The following is a 22,242-nucleotide window of genomic DNA, read 5'->3' on the forward strand; positions in this document are numbered from 1 at the left end:
TTCAAAGGGGAGTTATTTTCATGAAAAAAAGCATTTCCTTATCACTGGCCCTCTTGCTGGTCGTCGTTCTGGTATTGTCGGCTTGCGGCAAGAGCGGGGAGACTTCCAAGGATGCAGCGAACGGCAGCGGTAAATCGGCACCTGCATCAACGGTCAAGCTAGGCATTTTCAAAAATGTTACCCACGCCCCAGGCTATGTCGCATTGGAAAAAGGTTTATTCCAAAAATATTGGGGTGAGAACGTAAAAATCGAAGTCACACCATTCGATAACGGCTCCGATTTCTCCACTGCGTTAGCTACAGGAGAAATCGATCTTGGCTTCGTAGGCCCAGGCCCTTCGACGAACCAATATATCAAAAGTAAAAACTTCAAAGTCATTTCCGGTTCGAACAACGGCGGCGCCGTATTGGTTGCCGGCAAAGATTCGGGTATTACGAATGTCAAAGATTTGGTTGGCAAAACCGTCGCAATTCCAACCAAAGGCAGCACGAATGAAATTTCTTTGCGTTTGCTGTTGAAGCAAAACAACCTGAATATTACAACAGATAAAAGCGGAGTTCAGATTATCGCGCGCGCTCCTGCCGATACCATGGTAGCCATGCGCCAAAAAGAAATTGACGCTACCTTGATTCCAGAGCCTTGGGGCACCCAAATGGAACAGGAAGGCATCGGGAAAATCATCGTGGATTGGGATAAAATCCCGCCTAACAATGGCAACTATCCGTTGACGATTCTGGTGGCAAGCGACAAGTTCCTGAAGGAGCACCGCGATATGGCGAAGCAAGCGATTCAAGCCAATGCCGAGGCCATTGATTTTATCAAGAAAAATCCGGATCAATCCTATGAGCTGATCAACAACCGTTTGAAAGCACTCAGCGGCAAAGGGATGGACATTGCACTCATTAAAGCAGCCCTCTCCCGTTTGAATTTGACGACCGACGTAAGCAAGGAAGCTATCGAGGAGATGGCAAAAGTCTCTATCGATGCCGGCTACATTAAAGATGTGAAGAAGGAAGAACTCGATCTTAGCAAGTTCGTAGATTTGAGCCTTCTCGAAGAAGTCAAAGCAGGTAAATAATTCACCCTGTATTCAATAATAAGAAATCCCCCTTCACCCGGCGGAATGAATGCTTCTGCTGCCGTGAAGGGGGATTTTGTATGTTTCTAATGAAATAAGACCGATTAATATACCTTGGCGACCTCGATACGATGCGTTCGACCGTCTTCCGTAAAATACAAGTCAACGCCATGACCCTGATCGTCCATAAAATAGGATACATACTTCGGGTCGTCCTTCCGCATGGGTACCAGCAAGGTTACTATGCGATGACTTGCCGACGGTTCCGTCGATGCGGTCAAGTGCCATTGAAGATCTAGTCCCTCGATCTCGGAAGGATCAACCTCCGCGAATTCATTGGTTTGGGATAGATTCAGTTCCCCTGAAGAGCAGTACACGAACCTGCCGTCCATATTGGCCTTACGGCCTTGGACCCGGAACGATTGAGGACCAAGCTTCATTTCGTACAGGGTATGGAACAACCAATCCACTCTTCCTGGCCGAGATAAATCCAGGCTATCAACGACGACGATATAGGACTCGTTAACAAAATACAGCTCGCGGACATATCGTTCCAGATAGGGTACATTTTCTTGGTAAGCCGCCGTTGCATTGCACCGGGTATAGGTATAGCCGGGATGCTGCTCCACGTCCTCAACAGTTCCGGAGGCAGCGATATTGAGTGCCTTATTCGTTCCGGCATACTGTCCCAGTCCATCAATTAACACGTTATTCGTGGAGCGGGTCTGTTTCCTCCAATTCATATGCATCGTACTGCCGAATGCGACATAATACCCGCTCTCGATGGCTAATGGCTCCCCGTAGGCATGGAGCAAAAATCCGTTCTGATCTCCATGACTGTGGCTAATGGAACCGTACGGGCTGCTCTTGGCCAGCAGCATAATATGTTCCTCCGGCTTGTCCATCCTGGCATGAAAGGCGACCCATCCGATATCCCGGAACCATTTTACGGGCTCAATATCCGATGGAGCTTGTGCAGGTATCTCCGGATAATCGTACCGGTACATCATCTCGTCAAAGCGGAAGTCCCACCAGCCATAATTATAGAACTTCAGCTCCGAATCGGTATCGATCGCCTTTGTCTGCTCATAGTACCATTGATAGTATCCGTTACCCGTAATTCCTGCGAACTGCCGGATATTGAAGCCCGTTTTCAAGCTGACCGGATCTCCAAGGGTCGATTGGTCTCCGAAGCTCGCCCGTATTGTATCGGGACTGAAGCAATAAAGCGGAAAATCGCCGGTTTTTTGGAAGAAGGGTCTTTGGTAAAAATCAATGCCCGTGTATTTCTTTAACAGATTCATCGCTTCTGTAACGAACGCCATGCCTGTCGTCCAGTACATCGGCCCTTCCGCCCATCCGCCGTCCGCACCGCCCCAAGGTGTATACAAGCATGCGTAATATTCCAATGTATAATCCAGCCATTCCACGGCTTTGCTTTCCTCCCCGAGCATCGCGATACTGCACGGAACTAGCACGGAGGAAAGCGAGCGTACCGCGTGGCTGTCAAATGGAACATGATGAATCTTGGATCGCTCCATTACATGGAATGCAACCTGCTCCGCTCTTTTCCTGAGCTTGCCCCTGACCTCTTCCCGTTCCGCAGCCGTCAAACGGTCATAAAGCCAGTCATAGCCCCATGCAAGAGCACCGGCTACCCGGAAGGCTGCTTCATCGTTATAGTCTCGGCTTGTAGGCCCTTGAGGGTCCCAGGAGGCCACATGAAGAAGCCATTGCTTGGCTCGTTCCAAAATCAGCTCATCCTCCAGTACAAGTCCTGCAACGCTCAAATGACGAACCGCATACAGCGCTTCCTGGCAGTCCATGTACATTTGACGCCAAAGCTTAGCCGTCCGCTTGTTGTCGGGATAAGGCTTCGGCTCGGCGATCAGCTCCTTCCCCATCCAGGGCTGAACGGATTTCTCAATAAACACGTCCCACCCGCAGAATGCGGCATCCTGCTTGACCCTGCGTCTGAAATCCGGCAGCTCCGAGGCCTGCAGCCATAGACGTGGATGCCCGGCAGCCGCTTGCTGATAGCGTACCTCTCTCCGGGCCAAAGGCGTTAGCGGAAGCCCCTCGGGAACCGTAAAGCTTCTTATTACGCTCCATTCGGAATGCTCGTCTCCTTGTTCATTGGATGAAGCGTCAAGGAGCAAGGCATAGCGCCAATAATAGGCTCCCGGCTCCAGGGGCTCATCCGGAGTGTACAAATTATACGGAATCCGCTTCACCGTTACCGTACAACCCTCCTCGAATTCAGGAGAACGGGAATATTGCAGCGTATAACGGTCCTCTTCCAGCTGTGCAGGAATCCAGGTAAACCGGGGAGGGTTCTCCGTCAGCCGCGTGTCGCTGTCCGGTTGGTATTGGACCGTAAGAGGCCCGGCAATAGGTTGGTATAACAGGTGGCTCATAAGATATGGCTCCTTCTTGGTTCAACTCGATTGTAGATTGCATGCAGTTTAGCGCATGAACATGCCGCCATTGATTTCAATCGTCTCTCCCGTCAAATAAGCTGCCAGATCGGAGACCAGATACAGTACCGCCCCAGCCACGTCCTCCGGGGTACCTTCCCGTTTTAACGGAATTCCGTTAACGGTCGCTTTTCTCGCTTCATCCGTTGTGAACGTAGCGTGAAATGCGGTTTGCCCGATAAAGCCCGGGGATACTACGTTGACTGTGATCCCATCCCCGGCTACCTCTTTGGCCAGCCCCTTGGAATAGCTCGATACCGCAGCCTTGCTCGCTGCATAAATGCTGGCACCTGCGCCGCCCCCATTATGCGCCGCTATCGATGACATATTGACGATGCGGCCCGCCCGCTTGTCCTTCATTCCAGGCAGCACTCTTTTGCACATAAAGACGGTGCTCTTGAAATTGACGTCCATGATCTGATCATACAGCTCTTCGCTCATCTCATAATTCGAACGACGCTCGACCAGATGTCCCGCATTATTGACGAGAATGTCTACAGTGTCTCCGAATGCCGCTTCGACGGCGCCGACCAAATCGTCAATCTGTCGGATATCGGTCACGTCGGCACGGAACAGCTCGGCTTGCCCTCCCGCTTCGCGAATCCTCGCTACCGTTTCCTCTCCTTGATCCTTATGGTTTAAATAAGTAATCCCAACTTTTGCACCGTGAGACGCCAGCAGAATGGCGACAGCACGCCCAATGCCCGTATTCGAGCCTGTAACCAGTGCGATTTTCCCCTTTAAACTCGTGTTCAAAAGATCCACCTCCGGCAAGTTTGTTTAGCTTCCCTATAGAAAACGCTTACTTAACTGCTTGAAACCGCTCTATATGATTGTACCATGTCTGGCAAATTATGAATATGAACGTTCTTATTTTTTCCTTCAGGCAGGACAAATCGCTCTTGGTTTCAACCTAGAGCTCCGATTTGTCGGTGGAGTTCATTTTTTGCTACTCTACAAAAAGTCGGATACAATCTATTTATTCCATTTTATAAAACGCAAAAGGATGATCTTATGCATTTGGAACAGCTTGAATTCATAGTCGAGGTAGCCAAGACGGGCTCGTTAACTGCGGCCGCACAAAATCTTCATGTCACTTTATCCGCCGTCAGCCAATCGATCTCCAATCTGGAGGCCGAGCTTAACATCACCTTATTCACCCGCTCCCGCTCGGGAGCCGTTCCGACAGCCGAAGGAAAAGCCATCATCCATAAGGCAGCCGAAGTGCTCGGCAAATTACAGGAGCTTCGTGACGAAGCCTGCGGGTATGCCAACACTCAGAGCGGCGAGCTGCGGATAGCGACCATTCCGGGTCCTTTATCGCTATACCTTGATACGATCCTGAGCTTAAAGAAGCAGTACCCCAAGATACAAATGGAAATAGTCGAGAAAGGGACACAGGAGATCATTGAGGAGGTTCGGCATAATAAGATCGATATGGGATTGATCATCGCGTTCGAGCCTTATTTGGAGAACCGCGCCGGTTTAACGCTTGAGCCCCTGCTGGAAGGCAAGGTCGTCGTGTGCATAAGCCGTAAATCGCCGCTTGCCTTGAACAGGTCCATTTCGCCGGAACAATTAAGAAAGCATTCTATCGTTTTGTATAATGACGACTATTTGAAGTGGTACATGGACCAGTTCCAGAACCGGTACGGCGATGTCACCATTCTTTTCTCCACCAATAATAAGGATGCGATTCGAAGGGCGACAGAGGACGGTACCGCGGTTACGATCGGGCTAGATTATTCCTTCAGGAACCAGCCCGAATACTTAAAGGGTGAATTTGTCGTCGTTGAACTGGACAACCCTTTCCAAAGAACGATACATCTTAGCCTGGTTTTGTCCAAGGAAAAGAAATTGTCCAATCCCGCCAAAATATTTATCAATCACTTGAAGCATACCCTCCTGCAGCCATAGCTGCTTTGAAAATGAGGCCGCCCCTCCATTCGGGTGATGCTTCTTGCGATTTTTACTTAAGTTATGCTTAACCAAACTTAAATATATATAAATTTACTTAAACAATAAGCGGATTTACAATAGAAGCGAACAATGTTTCTTCATCATTTTTTTCGTACTTACTCTTCATAAAGGAGCTGTTCCCAAATGAAAGCAGCCAAAATTTACGGCCCTAAAGATATTCGAGTGGAGGATGCAGAAATTCCTGTACTGGAAGCTGGAACGGCTAAAATCAAAGTAGAATTTGCCGGAATATGCGGAAGCGACATGCATGAATATATGGCCGGAGTCTATCCGATGCGAACGCAGCCCGTGCTGGGTCATGAATTTTCCGGTACTGTGGTTGAAGTCGCACCGGATGTTACTACCATTAAGGTTGGTGACAGAGTAGCCGTCGAGCCTTTGATCCCTTGCGGCAAATGCGACAATTGTAAAAGAGGTCTTGTGAATCTGTGCATCAGCCGTCAAGGATACGGCTATACTATATCCGGCGGTTTTGCCCAATATGTTGTTGCCAAGGAAGAAAATATATTCTTGCTACCCGAGCATATGAGCCTGGAGCTGGGTGCTCTTGTGGAGCCTACTGCCGTAGCCGTTCATGCCGTTCGGCAAAGCCAGCTTCGTCTTGGAGACAGCGCAGCTATCTTTGGTGCAGGTCCAATCGGGCTGCTGCTGCTGCAAGCCGTAAAAGCGGCCGGAGCAAGCCGGATCTATGTCGTGGAGGTTTCCGAGGAACGCAGACAAAAGGCAATGGAGCTTGGAGCTGCAGTAACTCTCAACCCTATGGAAGTCGACGCCACCCAATTTATTCTCGATGAGACTCGAGGCGGTGTAGATGTAGCCTTTGACGCCGCAGGCGTTCAAGCCACCTTCCACTCCGGGGTCCGTGCCGTACGTCCGTATGGAGAGTTCAAAATTGTGAGCGTATGGGAAAAACCCGTCACCTTCGATCCGAATACCATCGTACGTACCGAAGCAAAAATTAGCGGCTCTTATGCTTATATCCGTCTGTTCCCTGAGGTCATTCGTTTGTTAGCTGACGGAGTCATTGACGGCAAAGCTGTCATTACCAGCATCATCGATCTGGACGACATTGTTGAAAAGGGCTTTGAGCTGTTGAGCCATGATAAAAAACAATGCAAAATTCTCGTCAAGCCGAACCAGGATTAATTGACATAACAACCCCAAAGCCAGTGGAGTGTGCCGTTCACGCTCTGCTGGCTTTTCTTGTTTCGGCAGCCTCCTATGACTATGGTTTTATTCGCCTGGCAGGCGAGCGGTATGATATAGTATTTTTATACATAAGGATTTTTGTCGCTCAGGAGGATATGGACATGACTTTCGAAGGTTTTCAGCAAGAGGATTTTGACGTATTCGCGATCCCCGGCCTGGAGGGCCGAATGCAAGGGATCCAGCAAAGAATTCAGCCCAAGTTCAAGGCTATTGGAGATGCGCTGTGTGATGAAACGGCTATGCTCGCCGGGGACGAAATGTTCCTGCACATCGCCAAGCACGCCCGGCGTACGGTTAACGCCCCTGTAGACACCTGGATGGCCATTTGTCATAACAAACGGGGATATAAGATGTACCCCCATTTCCAGGTTGGGCTTTTCGATGATCGCGTATTTATATGGCTTGCCCTTATCTATGAGCTCCCTGCAAAACAAAATATAGCCCAAGCGTACCTGAATGAATTCGACGAATTTCGTTCGGCGATTCCGGATTCTTATAAGCTATCGTTCGACCACATGCAAAAAGATGCCGTTACGATCAGCGAACTGAGCGATACCGAGCTGCAAAAGGCGCTGGAGAGATTCCGTGACGTCAAGAAGGCCGAGCTGCTGATCGGTCTCAGCCTGTCATCCGCCGATCCCGTACTTTCCAACGGCCCGCAATTTCTTGAGCTCGTGCGAAGCACTATTCAAACATTAATGCCGCTGTACCAAATAGCCAGAAGGGCTTCCAACTAATTCCTTTTCGTATAAAAGCCGCTGAAACTGCAAACTCTTAGTTTCGTAATGTTATACGAGTGTCTTAGAAAATTTATGTAGCACTAAGGTTCTCTTAAAGTAACATTAAGTTCATTTGCACACGCTATAATTGGTTACCTCATCCAATGGGGGATCAAATTATCATGCGAAAGGCGGACAGAAGATGAGAAGCGTTCATACGAACAGGGTTATTGTCACAAGCCTGGCTTTCACTTTACTGCTGAGCGGAGTCGCTCTCTCCGGGTCTAAGCAGCAAGCATTTGCCGATCCTTCGGAACGGACAACCCTTGAGCAGCAAGGGCCCACGGATCAAAAGCAGGACCGCGGCGAAAAAGGCAAGGAAGGCAAACATTTGGAGAAGGGCGAGCGCAGAGCCATCCCTATTCTCGAAGAGGCCGCTGCGATTCTAAATATGGATAAGGCCGCTCTCTCTGCTGCACTCAAAGAAAAGTCGCTTGTGGATATCGCAAAGGAAAAAGGAATCAGCGAGACGGATCTGATCAGCAAGCTGAAAGCCGTTCGCAGCGGTAAAATCGATGAGGCAGTTAAAGCCGGCAAGCTGACAGCCGAGCAGGCCGAGAAGATGAAAGCCAATATGGACAAGCATCTGAAATTTATGGTGAACCATAAAGGCGGTTTCTGGCATGGCAAGCACGGTATGAAGCATAAGATGCTCCCGGCGCCGGACAAGCTTGCCGCGATTATCGGAATCTCGGAGGATCAGCTGAGAGCTGAGCTGAAGGAAGGCAAGTCCCTGGCCGAGATCGCCGCTGCCAAAGGCATGAATAAGGAGCAGTTGGTCGCCAAGATTAAGGAGGAAATGACTCCTTGGATCGAGAAAATGGTGGAGCACAAGCGCGGCTCTCTGCAAGAAAAAAGCAAGGAAGCTAAGTAACCGTCCGTTCAACCCGAAAGGTTAAGGCAAACACAGTCCTCCGCATTGGATATGACGGGGGACTGCTTTTTTTCGCAATTTCAGCAAAAAACGTGATTAATTTCACACTTCCGTCATCTTTTTCGTTTATAATGGAGAAAAGTGACAATCACAAGGAGTGCCTGCTATGTTTCGCAATCGACCCATTAGAAAAAGCACATTGCTGCTGCTCGGCGCTGCCTTGCTAGCCGGAGGCATGCTGCTCCAGACTTCGTTACCTAAGGATAGGACGGCAGCAGCGGCAGCGGCTCCCGAACCTTCAGCGGCCGTTCCTGTAAGCGGCGAGGCGGTCTACCAGCAGCACTGTCTGTCTTGTCATGCAGCGGATGGCAAAGGTTCTGGCAAATTCCCCGCCATAGCGAGCGATCATGTTAAGAAGAAGCTGGGCACGTACGATAAAGCCTACGATTTTATTAGCCGTAACATGCCAGAAAGTGCACCCGGCTCCTTGACCGAAGACGAATACAAAGCCGTAAGCAAGTACGTGCTGTCTTTAAATGGTATTCCTACGGATTTTAGCGATATACAAGGACACTGGGCTCAAAAAGAGATAACGGATTTATACGACAAAAAGTATATCGACGGTTATTTGGACAAACAGACGGACAAGCTGGCCTTCAAGCCGGATCAGTACATTACCCGTGCCGAGTTTATCCGGTATTTTGTGAAAGCGAAGGAATTGTTTTTGTCCAACAGCACCGAAACTGAATTTACGGATATAGGCTCTAATAAGGAAGACCGGACTTATATTATTACGGCCGTAGAATACGGGCTTATTAACGGCTACCCGGATCACACGTTTCGTCCGAACAATACGATAACGCGCGCTGAAATTTCGGCTATACTGTCACGAAGCGAAATGCTGAAGGCAGCTGCCTCTTCCCCATCTTTTAGCGACATACCGTCCGATTATTGGGCTGGAGAGGCTATTAGTGCGGTTCAGGAAGCGCACCTATTTGACGGATACGAGGACGGAACGTTCCGTCCCGACCAGAAAATGACTCGCGCCGAGGCCGTCGCCGTCATTTACCGGCTGCTCCATCCTGCTGCATAACAAAATAACCCCACATTGTGGGGCCAGATTGTTAAAAACCTAGTTTTACGTGAACCATGCTACAGAGGTTCGATTCAGGGGGATTGCATGGAACCCATCCTTTTATGCTAAAGAAAGCCTATAATGCAAAAGAAAGCCGCAGTCGCTCCCTTGAAGCGCCTGCGGCTTTCCACGCGTTATGAAGCTTAAGCTCTTTGTCCGAGCGAAGCGGTTTCCTTGTCAATAACCATGAACCGGTAAAGCAAATACAGCGCTGCCACAGACAAAATTGCCCCCGTGTAGAACGGAAGGTTCATGCTGTACTGATAGATTCCAGCTCCTAGCAGAGGTCCTGTGATGCGGCCCAAGCTGTCCATAGAGGAGCTGAGTCCGGAAGCAACCCCCTGTCCGACCTTCGTTTTCTGGGTGATCAGCGAAGTCACACAAGGACGAATCAATGCATTTCCTGCGCCGAATACCGACAGGTAGATGGAAGCGGTCACCAGGCTGCTCGAGAATAAGATCAGCACGAAGCCGATGGCGGACAAGATCAAGCCGAGCCCAACGACGCGCGCCTCATCGCCTCTTTTAATGAATCTTCGCACGACCCCGCCCTGAATCAATGCCCCAACAACGCCGCTCACCGCGAACATGATGCCCAGGTCAAGCGAAGAAGCTCCTATCTTGTCCTTTTCGAACAAGAGCAGCGTCGCTTCAAGCCCGGCCAGCGTGAATGAAACGAAGAAGGACAGCACATATAAATATTTGAGCGAGCCGACAAAGGCCGACCAGCGCGAAGGCTTGGCCTCTCCTGCTTGCGGCTTGCGCCGCTTCTCTTCGCTTAAGGATTCCGGCAGCATGACCAAGGCAAACAGGAAGGTCAGCAATGCCAGGATGGAGGAAGAGAAGAAGGGAACCTGATAGCCCCAGTGGCTTAAGATCCCGCCCACCGCAGGGCCGAAAATAAAGCCAAGCCCGATGGACATGCCGACAAGCCCCATGCCCTTGGTACGGTTCTCTTCCGTCGTAATATCAGCCACATAAGCTACAGCGCATGCGGTTGCCGCTCCGGAGAACAGCCCGCCCAGAATGCGGGACACATACATCAGCAGCAAATTGCCGTCCGCCAGCCCGAATATAAGAAAGCTCACGCTGAATCCCAGCGTTCCGATCATAATTAGCGGCCTTCTGCCGATCCGGTCCGAGATGCTGCCCCAAATGGGCGACATGAGAAAGGAAGCCAAGGAGTAGATCGACAGCAGCATGCCTAAATGAAAGCTGCTAGCTCCAGAGCTTGTCACCGCATCGGGAAGCACCGGAATGATGATGCCGAAGCCGATAAATATCGTCATCAGCAGTACCATAATGATGGCCAGCTGTTTTTTCATAGTGTTATCCATTGCCCCCCAATATATAGTTATACTGCTATGGTATCATAACTTTTTTCCATAGGGAAATCTTCTCAGCGAAGATTAACAATTTGGACAAAACCGCCGGAGGATGCATGTTCTTTGCCCTTCCGCTTCCTGAAATCCCTTCCATCTTCGGATGCTCCTCCACACATCAAAAAATCCTCTTGCATCCCTATCCCATTATGGTTTAGTATAACTTAGTTGGGGTCCCATACCGGACCTCTTCCCGTATTTATTTTACTATGAAAGGTAGGCATGACAGTGGATCATCAACGTACTCCTCTTTTTACTGCGTTAAAGCAGCACGCAGAGCATAACCCCGTTCAATTCCATATTCCAGGCCATAAAAAAGGAGTCGGGATGGACCCGGAGTTCCGGCATTTTATCGGAGACAACGCCCTGTCCATCGACCTTATCAATATAGCACCACTGGATGATCTGCATCAGCCGACCGGTGTCATTGAGGAAGCCCAGAAGCTTGCCGCCGACGCTTTTGGTGCCGATTATACGTTCTTTTCCGTTCAAGGTACGAGCGGCGCCATCATGACAATGATCTTAACCGTCTGCTCTCAGGGAGACAAAATCATTGTACCGCGGAACGTACATAAGTCCATTATGTCCGCGATCATTTTCGCAGGAGCCAAGCCTGTCTTTATTTCACCCGTCCGTGATGAAAACCTGGGAATCGATCATGGAATTACTACCCGCTCCGTTAAACGGGCTCTTGAGAAGCATCCTGATGCCAAAGCCGTTCTCGTCATCAATCCAACATATTATGGCGTGTGCGCCAACCTGAAGGAGATCGTCGATCTCGTTCACAGCTACAATATACCCGTATTGGTAGACGAGGCTCATGGAGTACTGATTCATTTTAACGACAAGCTGCCTATGTCTGCTATGAGCGCAGGGGCTGATATGGCTGCAACCAGCGTTCATAAGCTGGGCGGCTCGATGACGCAAAGCTCCGTTCTTAATATCAAGGAAGGCCGGGTCAATGTGCGCCGTGCCAAAACCATCATCAGCATGCTGACTACGACTTCGACCTCGTACGTCCTGCTGGCTTCGCTCGATGCGGCCCGCCGCCATTTGGCTTTGAACGGTAAGGCTCTTGCCGACCACGCGATCGAATTGGCGCAATATGCCCGCAAATCGATTAATGAAATTCCGGGGCTTAGCTGCTTTGGGGAAGAAATTCTCGGTACGGAAGCAACCTATGACTATGACCCGACCAAAGTGAACATCCATGTTAGGCACTTGGGCATCACCGGTTATGATGCGGAGAACTGGCTTCGTGAGCATTACAATATTGAAGTCGAGCTAAGCGATTTATATAACATCTTGTGTCTCATCACTCCCGGAGATACCCAAGACAACGTCGATATATTGCTGACCGCGCTAAGAGAGCTTTCCAAACAAAATTATAATATAAGGGAAGTCAACGAGCTGGTCATCAAAATCCCGAAAATTCCTCAGCTCACCTTAACGCCGCGGGATGCGTTCTACGGCGATACGGAAGTCGTTCCTTTCAAGGAGTCTGCTGACCGGATCATTGCGGAATTTATCTACGTATACCCTCCTGGAATTCCGATTTTGCTGCCGGGTGAGGTTATCTCTCAGGATTTGATCGATTACATTACCGAGCATGTGGAAGTAGGCCTTCCGGTCAAGGGCCCGGAAGACAGAAGCATTCAGAATGTAAAGGTCATAGTAGAAACTCAAGCGATTTTCTAATGCTAATAAAGACAGAAGGGAACACGGCCATGACGTCGTGTTCCCTTCCTTTATATCCCGTCCTTACACTTGAGATTCCAGCCATTCGATCACATCTGCGACGGCATGCTCATTATGATGCTTGCAGGACCGATTGCTTACTTCCACAAGCGATGGATGCGCATTGGCTACGGCAACGCCGACCCCTGCTCTGCGAAGCATCTCCAGATCATTTAAATGGTCTCCCATCGCAATACAGCGAGAACGTTCGATTCCCGTCATGCTTATAAGCTCTTCCAAGGCATGACCCTTGGTCGTTTCTGCCGGTAATATTTCCAGGTATTTGTCGTCAGACCGCACCCAGGTAAAATGGTCGCTGAATTGCTGAACATAGCTTTCCACCTCATCCAGATGCTCCGGCTCCCAAGCAAGAAGTACCTTCAACCATGGATCTGTCAGCTGATGCATGTCTTCAGTCAACGGTCTCCTGAAATTCTCCATTCGCCGATGATGCTCTGTCATTCGGTTCTCGCGAAGAAAGAACGGATCGCTGCCGCAGTACACCTCTACGCCAATCTCAGGAAATTGCCGCATAACCTGCTCCAGCACCGGCATCACGGTTCTGTCCAGCGTACGCTGCCAGACGACCTTGTCCGTCGAGAAATCGTAAATCACGGAGCCGTTATATAATATGGCCGGCGCACCAATAGGCAGAACATCGGCGAAGCGCTTTACCGAGCCTGCAATTCTTCCTGTTGCTAATGTAAAGAGTCCGCCTTCTGCAACGAATCGTTCGATCGCACTCCTATTTTCTTCACTAATTGATTTGCTGCTGTCCAATAAAGTACCGTCCATATCGCTTACCAGCAAATAGCCTTCAAATCGTTTCATTCCTGCGGTCTCCTCTCCCTGCTTCTAACATGTTGATAGTTTCTCCATAATGATACAATGCTTGATCATATTGTCAATCCAACCTTGAAATGCTATGATGGTCTTATTATGATTGTGAAACCCTTTCCAGTCCATCTTACAGGCAGGTGTATCGGTTATGGCTCAAAGCGCTTATATAAAGTTTGTAGAAGGCTCCACCGTTTCTTCCGTAACTTTGGATGAATTGAAAGATCAATTGCTGCATTACAAAGAGCAGCTGAATCTCACCGGCAAGCAGCTGGGGTGGGATTATGAAGATGCCGGTTTCCCGTACAGCATAGAGTCCAAGCCCGAAGGCGAGGGCAAATGGTTTTACCTCAAAGGCAAGAACGCCTTGTACAAATATATCGTCATGGGGTCAGGCAAAGACCAGCATACGGATCAGGAACGGCACTATATTCAAGTCGTTCTTCCAGACGATTGTACGCATGGGGACAAATCCAAGGGCAACGAGTTTTGTAAATATTTAGCCAAGCTTTGGAAAGCCGAGCTTCATCTATTCAATGGACGTATTATGTACTTCAATCCGCGCAAGTAATTCCCGTCCTAGCGTGACTGTGTGTAAAGCTCCCCTCATGAACTGGGGAGGCTGCTTTGAGTGGATTCATGTAAAACGGCAAGGCTTCCTTTCCAATTTCATAAACACTACAATGTTAAAAAACCTTCTTGCTTCGGCAAGAAGGTTTTGCTCATTATTCGTTTGCTTGCTCTTCAATAATCTGATTGTAAATCTGAACCACGCGGTCCCATTCTTCCTCGTCCTCGATGCTGGCGAGATAAGCCTCGTCATCTTCTTCCTCGATTCGGAAAATAACCCCGTCCGCTTCCGGATCATTGCGGTCCAGCAAGACTGCATAAGGCTGGTCGCTTGCCTCAAACGTATATACCATAACCATTTCATGCTCAACGCCGTCTTTATCTGTTACGATAAAAATATCGTCTTCGTGATCGTGGTCATGATCACAGTTCTCATCGTGTATGTGATCGCTCATGGGAAAACCTCATTTCATCTAAATTAGTCATCCCTCGTATGGTAACACGTTTCGTAGGTTGAGGTCAATGTAAGGCAGCTTGGCCTTCGGGTTTCCTTTACTCGGATACGATGACCTTCTCGGAAACGTCCGTGTACTCTCCGTCTTCATCCAGCTTGATGGAGAATTTGATCTTGTAATCCCCCGCCTCGTTGAAAGAAACCGAGAACGGCCACGGGTACCAGAAGTTTTCCTTTTGCCCGTTGACGATTTTCTCGTGGGCCGGCACCGCTTCTTTACCGCTAGGTGTTACTATGGAAATTTTGAAAGAGTAAAATGGCGTCTTCAAGCTGTCCACTTGAGCAAAGACGGCAAAATCAATCTTTTTCCCCTTTGGCACCCGTCCAAACGGAGACTTTACCGAGTAATCGTCGTTCACTTTTTCCGCTACGAACATATGAACGTTAGGCTTAAAGACGGATACGGTCTTGGTAGTGTCGTCCCAACGAACTAGCGATTGCAGCGAGTCGGATAAAGCGCGAACCGGCAAAACCGCATTGCCTTTAATCAAAAAGGCCGGAGTCTCGTTATCTTTGAACTGCTTTTCCACATCATTCACTACCAATTTGATCTTGCTGAAGCCCTCATAGTCGCCCCATATTGAACTGGCCATAGCCCCCGTTGCTCCGAAGAGTGATAAAGAGAGCACCAGCGTTAGCATCCGCGGTACTTTAAACATTCCAGCAACCTCCATCGTGTCTTGTACTTTGTTCTATATGCTTATACTCCGATCGGTGGAAAGAGTTGCGCTCATTTCCTTATTAAACAAAAAAAATGTTTTTCCGATAGACTAGATATAGTAATAATAACCAATTTTCTTCCCGCCTTCATACAAAATACGCCAATTCTGCAGTTATCTGCAGCCTGTCCGGATCACTCCATGCAAGCTTTTGACGATTTTTGCGCTTCCCCGGGAAATTGAACACTGCTTTGTTTTCCATACTAAACGTGGTATATTGCAATTATCGCAATCCTAATCTGTCATATGGAGATGGTAGCATGTCATCAGACCCAAGTCGGCTGGAAGAGGAAATTGAGGCTCTCAAGAGGCACTTGGCGCAAGTTGTAGTGAAGCACCAGTACAATTTCGGTCATCCGGATGTGTTAGCCATCAGTCAAAAGCTGGACTCTTATATCCTAGAACAAATGAAATCAAAATAAGCTTGTCAAATTTCTCTTGTAAATAGGTTCAAAGACATGGTAGATTTAAAAATGACTTAAGTGCTACGGAACCACGAGTGGAGGATCGTTTGTGAGCCTGCAAATTCAGATGATCGGCACGGGAAGTGCTTTTTCAAAAAAATATTTTAACAATAATGCTCTGGTAACCTGTAACGGGTTCGTCTTATTAATCGATTGCGGAGCGACAGCACCTAGAGCACTGCATGCTCTGGATATCGATATAGACCAGATTGACGCCCTGCTTATCACCCATATTCATGCGGATCACGTTGGAGGTCTCGAAGAATTCGCTTTTCGGTTTAAATATGAATTCAAGCGAAAAATCAAGCTGTTCGTGCCCGACAAAGTTCTTGAAGCCTTATGGGACCACTCCCTGAGAGGAGGCCTTGAGAATGCAGCTGAAGGCTTAACCAGCCTGCAGGATTATTTCGACGTTGTCGCTTTGGACGAAGCCTCTCCGATTCATCTCTCGCCGGGATTAGTCATTGAGATCATCCGTTCTATACATATACCTGATAAACCAAGCTATTCTGTGCTTTTGAACGATACTGTCTTTTTCAGCGCCGATACGACGTTCAATCCTTCCCTTCTAATGAGTTTATATGAGAATCAAAGATGCAAGTATATTTTGCATGACTGCCAGCTATCATCTCCCGGTCTTGTGCATGCGTGCCTCGAAGAGCTGCTTACTCTGCCTTCCCACATTCAGCGCAGCGTATACTTGATGCATTACGACGATACTATGGAGCAATATAGAGGCAAGACAGGTGAGATGTCCTTCATCGAACAACATAAACGCTACGATTTCGATTAAGTGTGACGGATCGAGAGGATGTTCAAACTATGATAGGCGATGTCTTACCGGCTTCTTAATGGCTGCTGCCTATCATGAGAAAACCTGACCTCCTATGAAGGTCAGGTTTTTATCATGATCCACTTCACCGTACAGATCAATATTGGGGTATACGAAGGACATCGGCCATTTAGCCGAATGTACGCTCTTTGTCCATGCACATGAAAACGTTTACCCCTTAAAACCGTTGGGGGCTTCCTCAACCACTTGCCCTTGGTTACTAGGATAGCAATCAAAAGTTTTTATTAAACAGCCGGATAATTCCGATTTACACGGAAGGATTTGAACGCTTCACAGAGAATTCCATTAATACCCTTTCATTCCTAAATTATGATAAGGAGTATGAAAGCATGAGCTATCATTGGATTCTGATTGCCTACACTGCCGTTATTTGCGCTTCCTCCATTGGATTTGACATAACGGATCATCCTTGGCTGCTAATTATAGGTGCCATAGCTTACCTGGCTGCCCATCTTGCCGAGAACAAGCTTAAAGGATCTCCTATCCTCCAGATGGGTCTGGTTATGCTTTTTCACTGGATAAGCCAAATGGATTTAATCTTACCGCTCTATATCGTTCAAATCTGTAAATCGATGCACTCCATCAAAAACCCACAGTTCGCAACTCCCGTCACTATCATCTATACTGCCGGATACGTGCTTATCGCATGTATGTATATGCCATTTACAAGCTACCGGTTGTTTATTTTGCTATTTTGCGCGTGCAGCTGCCTGATTGTAGGCTATTTGTTTAAAAGGTACTTGCATGTCATTGAGAACCAAACGCTGCAGCTGGACAATGAGAAAAAGCACCTAAGCACCCACGACGCTTTAACCGGGCTGTACAACTATGAGGAATGCCACCGCCAGCTGGAGCATCTGGTGCAAATTCACAAGTCCGTAGCGCTTGTGCTGATCGACTGCAAGGACTTGAAATCACTCAATACGATCAACGGTTTTCATGGAGTGAACCGGATACTGAAGCAGGTGGCTCAGCTGTTGAGGATTATGTTTCCCGAAGCCCTCGTTATCTCCCGCTATGGAGGCGACGAATTTGCTATCGTTCTGGATTATAGTGATACCGGCCATACGCAGAATAATATCTCGCAATTAATGGCCTCGGAATTCCCTAAGCTTACGGGGATCGAGATTAACTACGGTATGGCATTTTACCCCGATGACGGTGCATCCAAGGATGATTTGTTTTTTATAGCAGAGCGCAATCTGTATACTATGAAAAGAGAGTCCTGGTTAAAACGCGAGGAGCATATGCTTCGTTCCGAAAAGCTGCGTGTCGTCGGAGAGCTAGCCTCGGGCATGGCCCATGAAATCCGAAACCCTCTTACGACTATTAAGGGTTTCCTGCAAATATCAAAATCGGATAATTATAATATTAAACCGTGGTATGATTTAATTATGGATGAAATTACACGCATGAGTATGCTGACGGCCGAATTCCTTCAGTTTTCCAAGCCGCATGCTACGCAGTTCAAAGTCCATTCGATTAAGGATTGCATCCAAAGGGTCATCTCCCTGCTGGACTCGGAAACATCCCGGCTGGGGCATCATATCGATTTTGAATCATCCTCCGAGCCGCTTATGATGCTGATGGATCAGGATAAAATGCTGCAGCTGCTGCTGAATCTGATAAAAAACGCTTTCGAAGCCATGCCTGATGAAGGACTTGTGCGAATTCGCCTTACTAAGGACAAGGATCATGCCGTCATAGAAATATCCGATACCGGCCAAGGCATTCCCGAGCACGAGCTGGACCAAATATTCCTTCCCTTCTATACAACCAAAGAATCCGGTACGGGCCTGGGATTATCCATCTGCCATAAAATTGTGCAGGACCACGAAGGCACGATGGAAGTGGAAAGCCAAATCGGTAAAGGGACCAAATTTACGATCACGGTGCCGCTGAGTCATCCGGACGCCTCTCCTCAGATGAGCCTTAGCGGGAATAGAAGCTCCATGTAGCAAAGAATGAACCCTGTACCGGTCATGATGACCATACAGGGTTCGTTGATTTAATCAAACCATGGAATAAATAATTTGCGTTTCCGCGCCGGCTTTTCCAGCAAAAAGCTGCCCGCCCCGATAAAGGTGCCCATCAGCGCTCCTCCAAGCACCTCTTGCGGGATATGGCCAAGCCTTTCCTCCAGCTGTTTCTCCCGCTTCTCATGCCCTAAGGACGGGTCCTTCTCTGCCATTAGAGCAACGGTATCTCCCAAATCGTTCACTTCCGTCGCAATAATTCCCGCTTGTCTTCGAATTCCCATTGCATCAAACATAACAATAAGGCCGAGCATGCTGGCTGTTGCGAAATGGATAGAGGTTACTCCTCGTTTTAAGGCGACATAGGAGGCTAATGCGGCTACACCAGCGGAGTGTGAGCTTGGCATTCCTCCGGTTCTGAGCAAATTCGACCAGTCCAGCCTGCCTGTCTGCTGGTATGCGAGCGGAACCTTGGCCAGCTGGGCCAAGCCGACGGAGAGCAGAGCCGTAGTTAAAGCACGGTTCATCGTATCACCTCAAGCATAGCATTTTGTATCTTGGGGCGTTCTATACATCCTAAGGTGTATCCATTTGAACAATGCTTCCGCTGCCGTCTCCCTCCCATTGAATGACCACGCCGAAGAGCTGTGGCAGCTCACTGACGGCTACAACGGGCTCCGACCCCAGCTTTTTGATAAAATGTCCAAGCTTAACACTCTTGCCGTCAATCCAGGCTTCGTCCTGATTCATTTGAACCTTCACCGATCGCTGTTGAAACTGAACGTCCAGCGGCCTGCCATCGCTGTTCAATGGCTGGTTAGCGTCATCCCCATCAGAAAATAATCTTAGAGGAATATAGTCGACGCCGCTTTCTTGGTACTTCCGTACGGCATTATAAGGCTTTCCGTTCAAATACATAAGAACAAGCGGCCAGCTCTCCATCCCTTCGTTCTTCAGCATAGTGCGAAGGCCTTGTTTATCCAGCGGGAGTGTCATCGGCTTCAGCGTCCCGGTCTCCGTATCAAATGAGAACCAATTCATATAATAAGGGGTATACATGATCTGTTTGCTCTCCGGCTCCAAGGCCCATACTTGAATATGGAGATAAAATGTTTGGAGCTCCTGTGTCAAAGGCCGCATATCCAGGCTGGCTTCCACTTGTCCCCTGCCTTCTGCTTCGAGCCCTGTTGTTATGCTGACAGGAATCCCTCCCTGCTCACCGAAGCCCATGATGCGAATGCCATACATGAGCTTATGCTCATTAGACGGCGCGGCCGAGGAGAACGCAACATGAATTTTGGGGCCGGCTTCGTCCGGCGTTTCATCCTTTACCAGCTCCCACTGTTGAAGAACAGGCATTTTCAATGCCGGCTTTGGCGGAAGTCCCGCCGCGGTCTGCCAATAACTTCGCACAGCCGGAATGGACAGCACGGATGGAATGTAATCATTCTCGTGCCGCAACCAATTCACAACATCGCTAGGTCTGTCAGGAAGAGGTCTGGAGTCGATACCGAAGAGCAATACATAATCTTCCGCCATAATTTCTTCCGGGTCCCATTTATGGCTGTAGGGTAAAGTAGTTCCCGCCCACCGGATAGGAAAACCATCCAGCCGGCGGATTTGTGACCATTGGGATGCTTCCGTCAACTGGGAAGGATAGATGCCTTCCTTCTTCTGCAGCCAATAATAAGTAAAATGATGTCCGTACTCATGAATCAGCGTCCGTTCAATAGGCAGCGCATCGACTTCGTACAGATCAATACTTTTGTTTTTTATATTGTAATAGCCCACTCTGTAGCCGCTCTTGCCTACACTTCGATCCGGATAAAGGGCGACCTGCTTCAGCTCTGCCAATTCCTCCCCATGCTCACAATGAAGCAGCATTTCATACAATCCCTTCAATTTATCCAAATCCCACTTCGTGCTGTAGCTTTGAAAGCGAATCCCTTCCGGACTTATATAGGTAAATGCCGGCTCTTTATCTTGAGCTAAAATGATGCAGGAATATGCCATACATAAACCAAGCCAAATCCAGAATGCAGCTACCTTTTTGCCCATAAAAAGCAACACCGTCCTACATCAAATGACAACGCTTTCAATATTCCTTTAACATCATCTTAGCACAAATAATATGAATATTGTATAAAGTTTTTGTAGGTTATTGGATTTAATTCCGATACAATAGAACTACGACCTACGCAGAAAGGTTTGATCTGACGATGTCCATGAGAATGAATGCTCATACACAAATTGCCGACTATTTATCCGCAGCTAATTTCAAGCAGCTGGAGCAGCGGCTGGCATTTGAACATAAAAAATCCGGAAATCACCTGTTTTGGGAAGGTGAGTCGGCACGCTCTTGCTTTTACATCAAGCATGGGTTGGTGAAGGTGTATAAAGTCACTAAGGACGGTCAAGAGCTTATTTTACAGCTGCTTCAACCCGGGGATTTTTATATGGAGATAGGCAACGGAGAGGCGCAGTTTAGCTGCAGTGCAGAAATGATGCAGGACAGCGAAATCGGGTTGATATCGAGCGATGCTCTGGAAGAGCTGGTTGCGGGCAGCGGGAGCTTCGCGGTAGAATTCATGAAATGGATGGGATTGCTTCATCGAACCTCGCAGTCCAAGTTCCGCGATCTGATGCTGTATGGCAAGAACGGCGCACTGGCTTCCACACTGATACGTATGAGCAATTCTTACGGCGAGCCGTGCGAGGCAGGCATTCGTATTCAATTAAAGATGACCAAAACCGAGCTGGCCAACCTGATGGGAACGACTAGAGAAGGGGTCAGCCGTATGCTGAGCGCATATCAGGAGCAAGGCGCCATCACCTATATGGACGGTCACCTTGTCATTACCGATCTTGCTTACTTGCGTTCTATTGTCCAGTGCCCCGATTGCCCTCCGGATATTTGCAGAATGTGACCCCTATTACTTCTACTCACCAGCCGAACCTTAATTCGTACAGGGATTAGGGTTGGTTGGTACATAAGAATCCCATATACGCCAATCGGTAAGCTTTATCCCTATCCAAGAAATACGCTGAAGCAGCTCTATAACCCCGCTCTCCTCCTGCCTGATCAGCTCCGTGATGACGTCCAGGCAGCTTCTGCTGTACACGCCTCCGAGCGCTTCGGGCTTCTCCTCCATGACCGGCAGGACCGCTTGAACGGACTGCCGCTGCTTTGTTTCCGACAACCGGAGAATGGAGCTTGAAGAATACACATAGGGAGCATGGCTTCCTATGACCCATAAATCGTCGTACTTGCTTAATGCAAAGGCGGCATGCATACCGCTCAATACACCGAACCCGGGATAATAGTCCGTCAAAATCCGGATGGACCGCGGAACCACTGGGAGCAGCCTCCTCGGTTCGTTAGTTACAACTATGATTTCCTGGCACACCTTTTGCATTTCGCGAATCTGGCATTCAATGAAAGCTTCACCGCCGACGAGACGCAGCGACCTCGCTACTCCTTTCTCTCCTCCGGCCAGTATGACTCCGCTCAGCATGTGTCTTTCACATCCTTTCCTGCAAAGCTGAAATCCCCTGCCTGTTGCTATTTATAACTATATCAAGCCGGGGACGCCTCTGCATGTTACAAATATCACAGAATTGGGCGCTTTTTCAGGAAAAGCGTGATTTTTGTCACAT

General features: G+C 48.6%; 21 protein-coding genes. 12 read left to right on the forward strand and 9 right to left on the reverse strand.

The genetic code is table 11. The features are described 5' to 3' along the window. The first annotated feature begins 20 nt into the window (after positions 1-20). Entirely contained in the window at positions 21-1,079 is a 1,059-nt protein-coding gene (locus tag ABEA66_RS20030; protein WP_079910394.1) for an ABC transporter substrate-binding protein, read from the forward strand. A 104-nt stretch (positions 1,080-1,183) separates the two neighbouring features. On the opposite strand, the gene ABEA66_RS20035 is transcribed toward ABEA66_RS20030, so the two are convergent. Together ABEA66_RS20035 and ABEA66_RS20040 are read right to left on the reverse strand one after the other, a co-directional pair. Further along, complete coding sequence (locus ABEA66_RS20035) at positions 1,184-3,496, reverse strand: DUF4962 domain-containing protein (protein ID WP_345590188.1); 2,313 nt, start codon at positions 3,494-3,496, stop codon at positions 1,184-1,186. A gap of 48 nt (positions 3,497-3,544) precedes the next feature. Next, positions 3,545-4,312, reverse strand: a complete 768-nt coding sequence (locus tag ABEA66_RS20040; protein ID WP_345590190.1) for an SDR family NAD(P)-dependent oxidoreductase — start codon at positions 4,310-4,312, stop codon at positions 3,545-3,547. Between the two features lie 258 nt (positions 4,313-4,570). On the opposite strand from ABEA66_RS20040, the gene ABEA66_RS20045 reads away from it, so the two are divergent. The 5 genes from ABEA66_RS20045 to ABEA66_RS20065 all read left to right on the forward strand — a co-directional run bounded on the left by ABEA66_RS20045 (position 4,571) and on the right by ABEA66_RS20065 (position 9,491). Continuing rightward, the gene (locus ABEA66_RS20045; protein WP_345590192.1) at positions 4,571-5,473 is read left to right on the forward strand and encodes a LysR family transcriptional regulator; all 903 of its coding nucleotides are present in this window, start codon (positions 4,571-4,573) and stop codon (positions 5,471-5,473) included. A 186-nt stretch (positions 5,474-5,659) separates the two neighbouring features. Continuing rightward, complete coding sequence (locus ABEA66_RS20050) at positions 5,660-6,682, forward strand: 2,3-butanediol dehydrogenase (RefSeq protein WP_345590195.1); 1,023 nt, start codon at positions 5,660-5,662, stop codon at positions 6,680-6,682. A gap of 164 nt (positions 6,683-6,846) precedes the next feature. Then, the gene (locus ABEA66_RS20055) at positions 6,847-7,482 is read left to right on the forward strand and encodes a DUF1054 domain-containing protein (protein WP_345590197.1); all 636 of its coding nucleotides are present in this window, start codon (positions 6,847-6,849) and stop codon (positions 7,480-7,482) included. Between the two features lie 184 nt (positions 7,483-7,666). Further along, the gene (locus ABEA66_RS20060) at positions 7,667-8,398 is read left to right on the forward strand and encodes a DUF2680 domain-containing protein (protein WP_345590199.1); all 732 of its coding nucleotides are present in this window, start codon (positions 7,667-7,669) and stop codon (positions 8,396-8,398) included. Between the two features lie 166 nt (positions 8,399-8,564). Further along, positions 8,565-9,491 carry an S-layer homology domain-containing protein gene (locus tag ABEA66_RS20065; RefSeq protein WP_345590201.1) on the forward strand — a complete coding sequence of 309 codons (927 nt, stop codon included), beginning with the start codon at positions 8,565-8,567 and terminating at the stop codon, positions 9,489-9,491. A gap of 185 nt (positions 9,492-9,676) precedes the next feature. On the opposite strand, the gene ABEA66_RS20070 is transcribed toward ABEA66_RS20065, so the two are convergent. Further along, a complete protein-coding gene (locus tag ABEA66_RS20070; protein ID WP_345590203.1) occupies positions 9,677-10,858 on the reverse strand; it encodes an MFS transporter in 1,182 nt (393 codons plus the stop codon). 285 nt (positions 10,859-11,143) lie between these two features. On the opposite strand from ABEA66_RS20070, the gene ABEA66_RS20075 reads away from it, so the two are divergent. After that, positions 11,144-12,613 (forward strand): aminotransferase class I/II-fold pyridoxal phosphate-dependent enzyme, encoded by a 1,470-nt coding sequence (locus ABEA66_RS20075; RefSeq protein WP_455430508.1) that lies wholly within the window; start codon positions 11,144-11,146, stop codon positions 12,611-12,613. Positions 12,614-12,676: 63 nt separating this feature from the next. Here ABEA66_RS20075 and ABEA66_RS20080 read toward each other — a convergent pair whose 3' ends face one another. Beyond that, positions 12,677-13,483 carry a Cof-type HAD-IIB family hydrolase gene (locus ABEA66_RS20080; RefSeq protein WP_345590208.1) on the reverse strand — a complete coding sequence of 269 codons (807 nt, stop codon included), beginning with the start codon at positions 13,481-13,483 and terminating at the stop codon, positions 12,677-12,679. Between the two features lie 157 nt (positions 13,484-13,640). Between ABEA66_RS20080 and ABEA66_RS20085 the strand changes: the two genes are divergently transcribed. Then, on the forward strand, positions 13,641-14,060 hold the full coding sequence (locus ABEA66_RS20085; RefSeq protein WP_345590210.1) for a DUF1885 family protein: 420 nt from the start codon (positions 13,641-13,643) through the stop codon (positions 14,058-14,060). Positions 14,061-14,214: 154 nt separating this feature from the next. On the opposite strand, the gene ABEA66_RS20090 is transcribed toward ABEA66_RS20085, so the two are convergent. Together ABEA66_RS20090 and ABEA66_RS20095 are read right to left on the reverse strand one after the other, a co-directional pair. Further along, positions 14,215-14,514 carry a DUF1292 domain-containing protein gene (locus tag ABEA66_RS20090; protein ID WP_079910404.1) on the reverse strand — a complete coding sequence of 100 codons (300 nt, stop codon included), beginning with the start codon at positions 14,512-14,514 and terminating at the stop codon, positions 14,215-14,217. 97 nt (positions 14,515-14,611) lie between these two features. After that, entirely contained in the window at positions 14,612-15,232 is a 621-nt protein-coding gene (locus ABEA66_RS20095; protein ID WP_079910405.1) for a stalk domain-containing protein, read from the reverse strand. 320 nt (positions 15,233-15,552) lie between these two features. Here ABEA66_RS20095 and ABEA66_RS20100 point away from each other — a divergent pair, with 320 nt between their 5' ends. The 3 genes from ABEA66_RS20100 (at position 15,553) to ABEA66_RS20110 (ending at position 18,567) form a co-directional block, all read left to right on the forward strand. Continuing rightward, a complete protein-coding gene (locus ABEA66_RS20100; protein ID WP_079910406.1) occupies positions 15,553-15,714 on the forward strand; it encodes an aspartyl-phosphate phosphatase Spo0E family protein in 162 nt (53 codons plus the stop codon). A gap of 91 nt (positions 15,715-15,805) precedes the next feature. Next, complete coding sequence (locus ABEA66_RS20105) at positions 15,806-16,549, forward strand: MBL fold metallo-hydrolase (protein ID WP_345590213.1); 744 nt, start codon at positions 15,806-15,808, stop codon at positions 16,547-16,549. Positions 16,550-16,938: 389 nt separating this feature from the next. After that, positions 16,939-18,567 (forward strand): ATP-binding protein, encoded by a 1,629-nt coding sequence (locus ABEA66_RS20110; protein WP_345590215.1) that lies wholly within the window; start codon positions 16,939-16,941, stop codon positions 18,565-18,567. Between the two features lie 50 nt (positions 18,568-18,617). Here the strand turns inward: ABEA66_RS20110 and ABEA66_RS20115 are convergent, their stop codons facing one another. Both ABEA66_RS20115 and ABEA66_RS20120 read right to left on the reverse strand, forming a co-directional pair. Beyond that, positions 18,618-19,112, reverse strand: coding sequence for a divergent PAP2 family protein (locus ABEA66_RS20115; protein WP_345590217.1), 495 nt, complete (start codon positions 19,110-19,112; stop codon positions 18,618-18,620). 49 nt (positions 19,113-19,161) lie between these two features. Continuing rightward, entirely contained in the window at positions 19,162-20,643 is a 1,482-nt protein-coding gene (locus ABEA66_RS20120) for a stalk domain-containing protein (RefSeq protein ID WP_345590219.1), read from the reverse strand. Between the two features lie 173 nt (positions 20,644-20,816). Here ABEA66_RS20120 and ABEA66_RS20125 point away from each other — a divergent pair, with 173 nt between their 5' ends. Then, entirely contained in the window at positions 20,817-21,512 is a 696-nt protein-coding gene (locus ABEA66_RS20125) for a Crp/Fnr family transcriptional regulator (protein ID WP_179135983.1), read from the forward strand. Between the two features lie 30 nt (positions 21,513-21,542). Here the strand turns inward: ABEA66_RS20125 and mobA are convergent, their stop codons facing one another. Further along, entirely contained in the window at positions 21,543-22,100 is a 558-nt protein-coding gene (mobA, locus tag ABEA66_RS20130) for a molybdenum cofactor guanylyltransferase (RefSeq protein ID WP_079910411.1), read from the reverse strand. Positions 22,101-22,242: the final 142 nt, after the last annotated feature.

Source organism: Paenibacillus vulneris (assembly GCF_039543185.1).
In the GTDB taxonomy this organism is placed as follows: Bacteria; Bacillota; Bacilli; order Paenibacillales; family NBRC-103111; genus Paenibacillus_S; species Paenibacillus_S vulneris.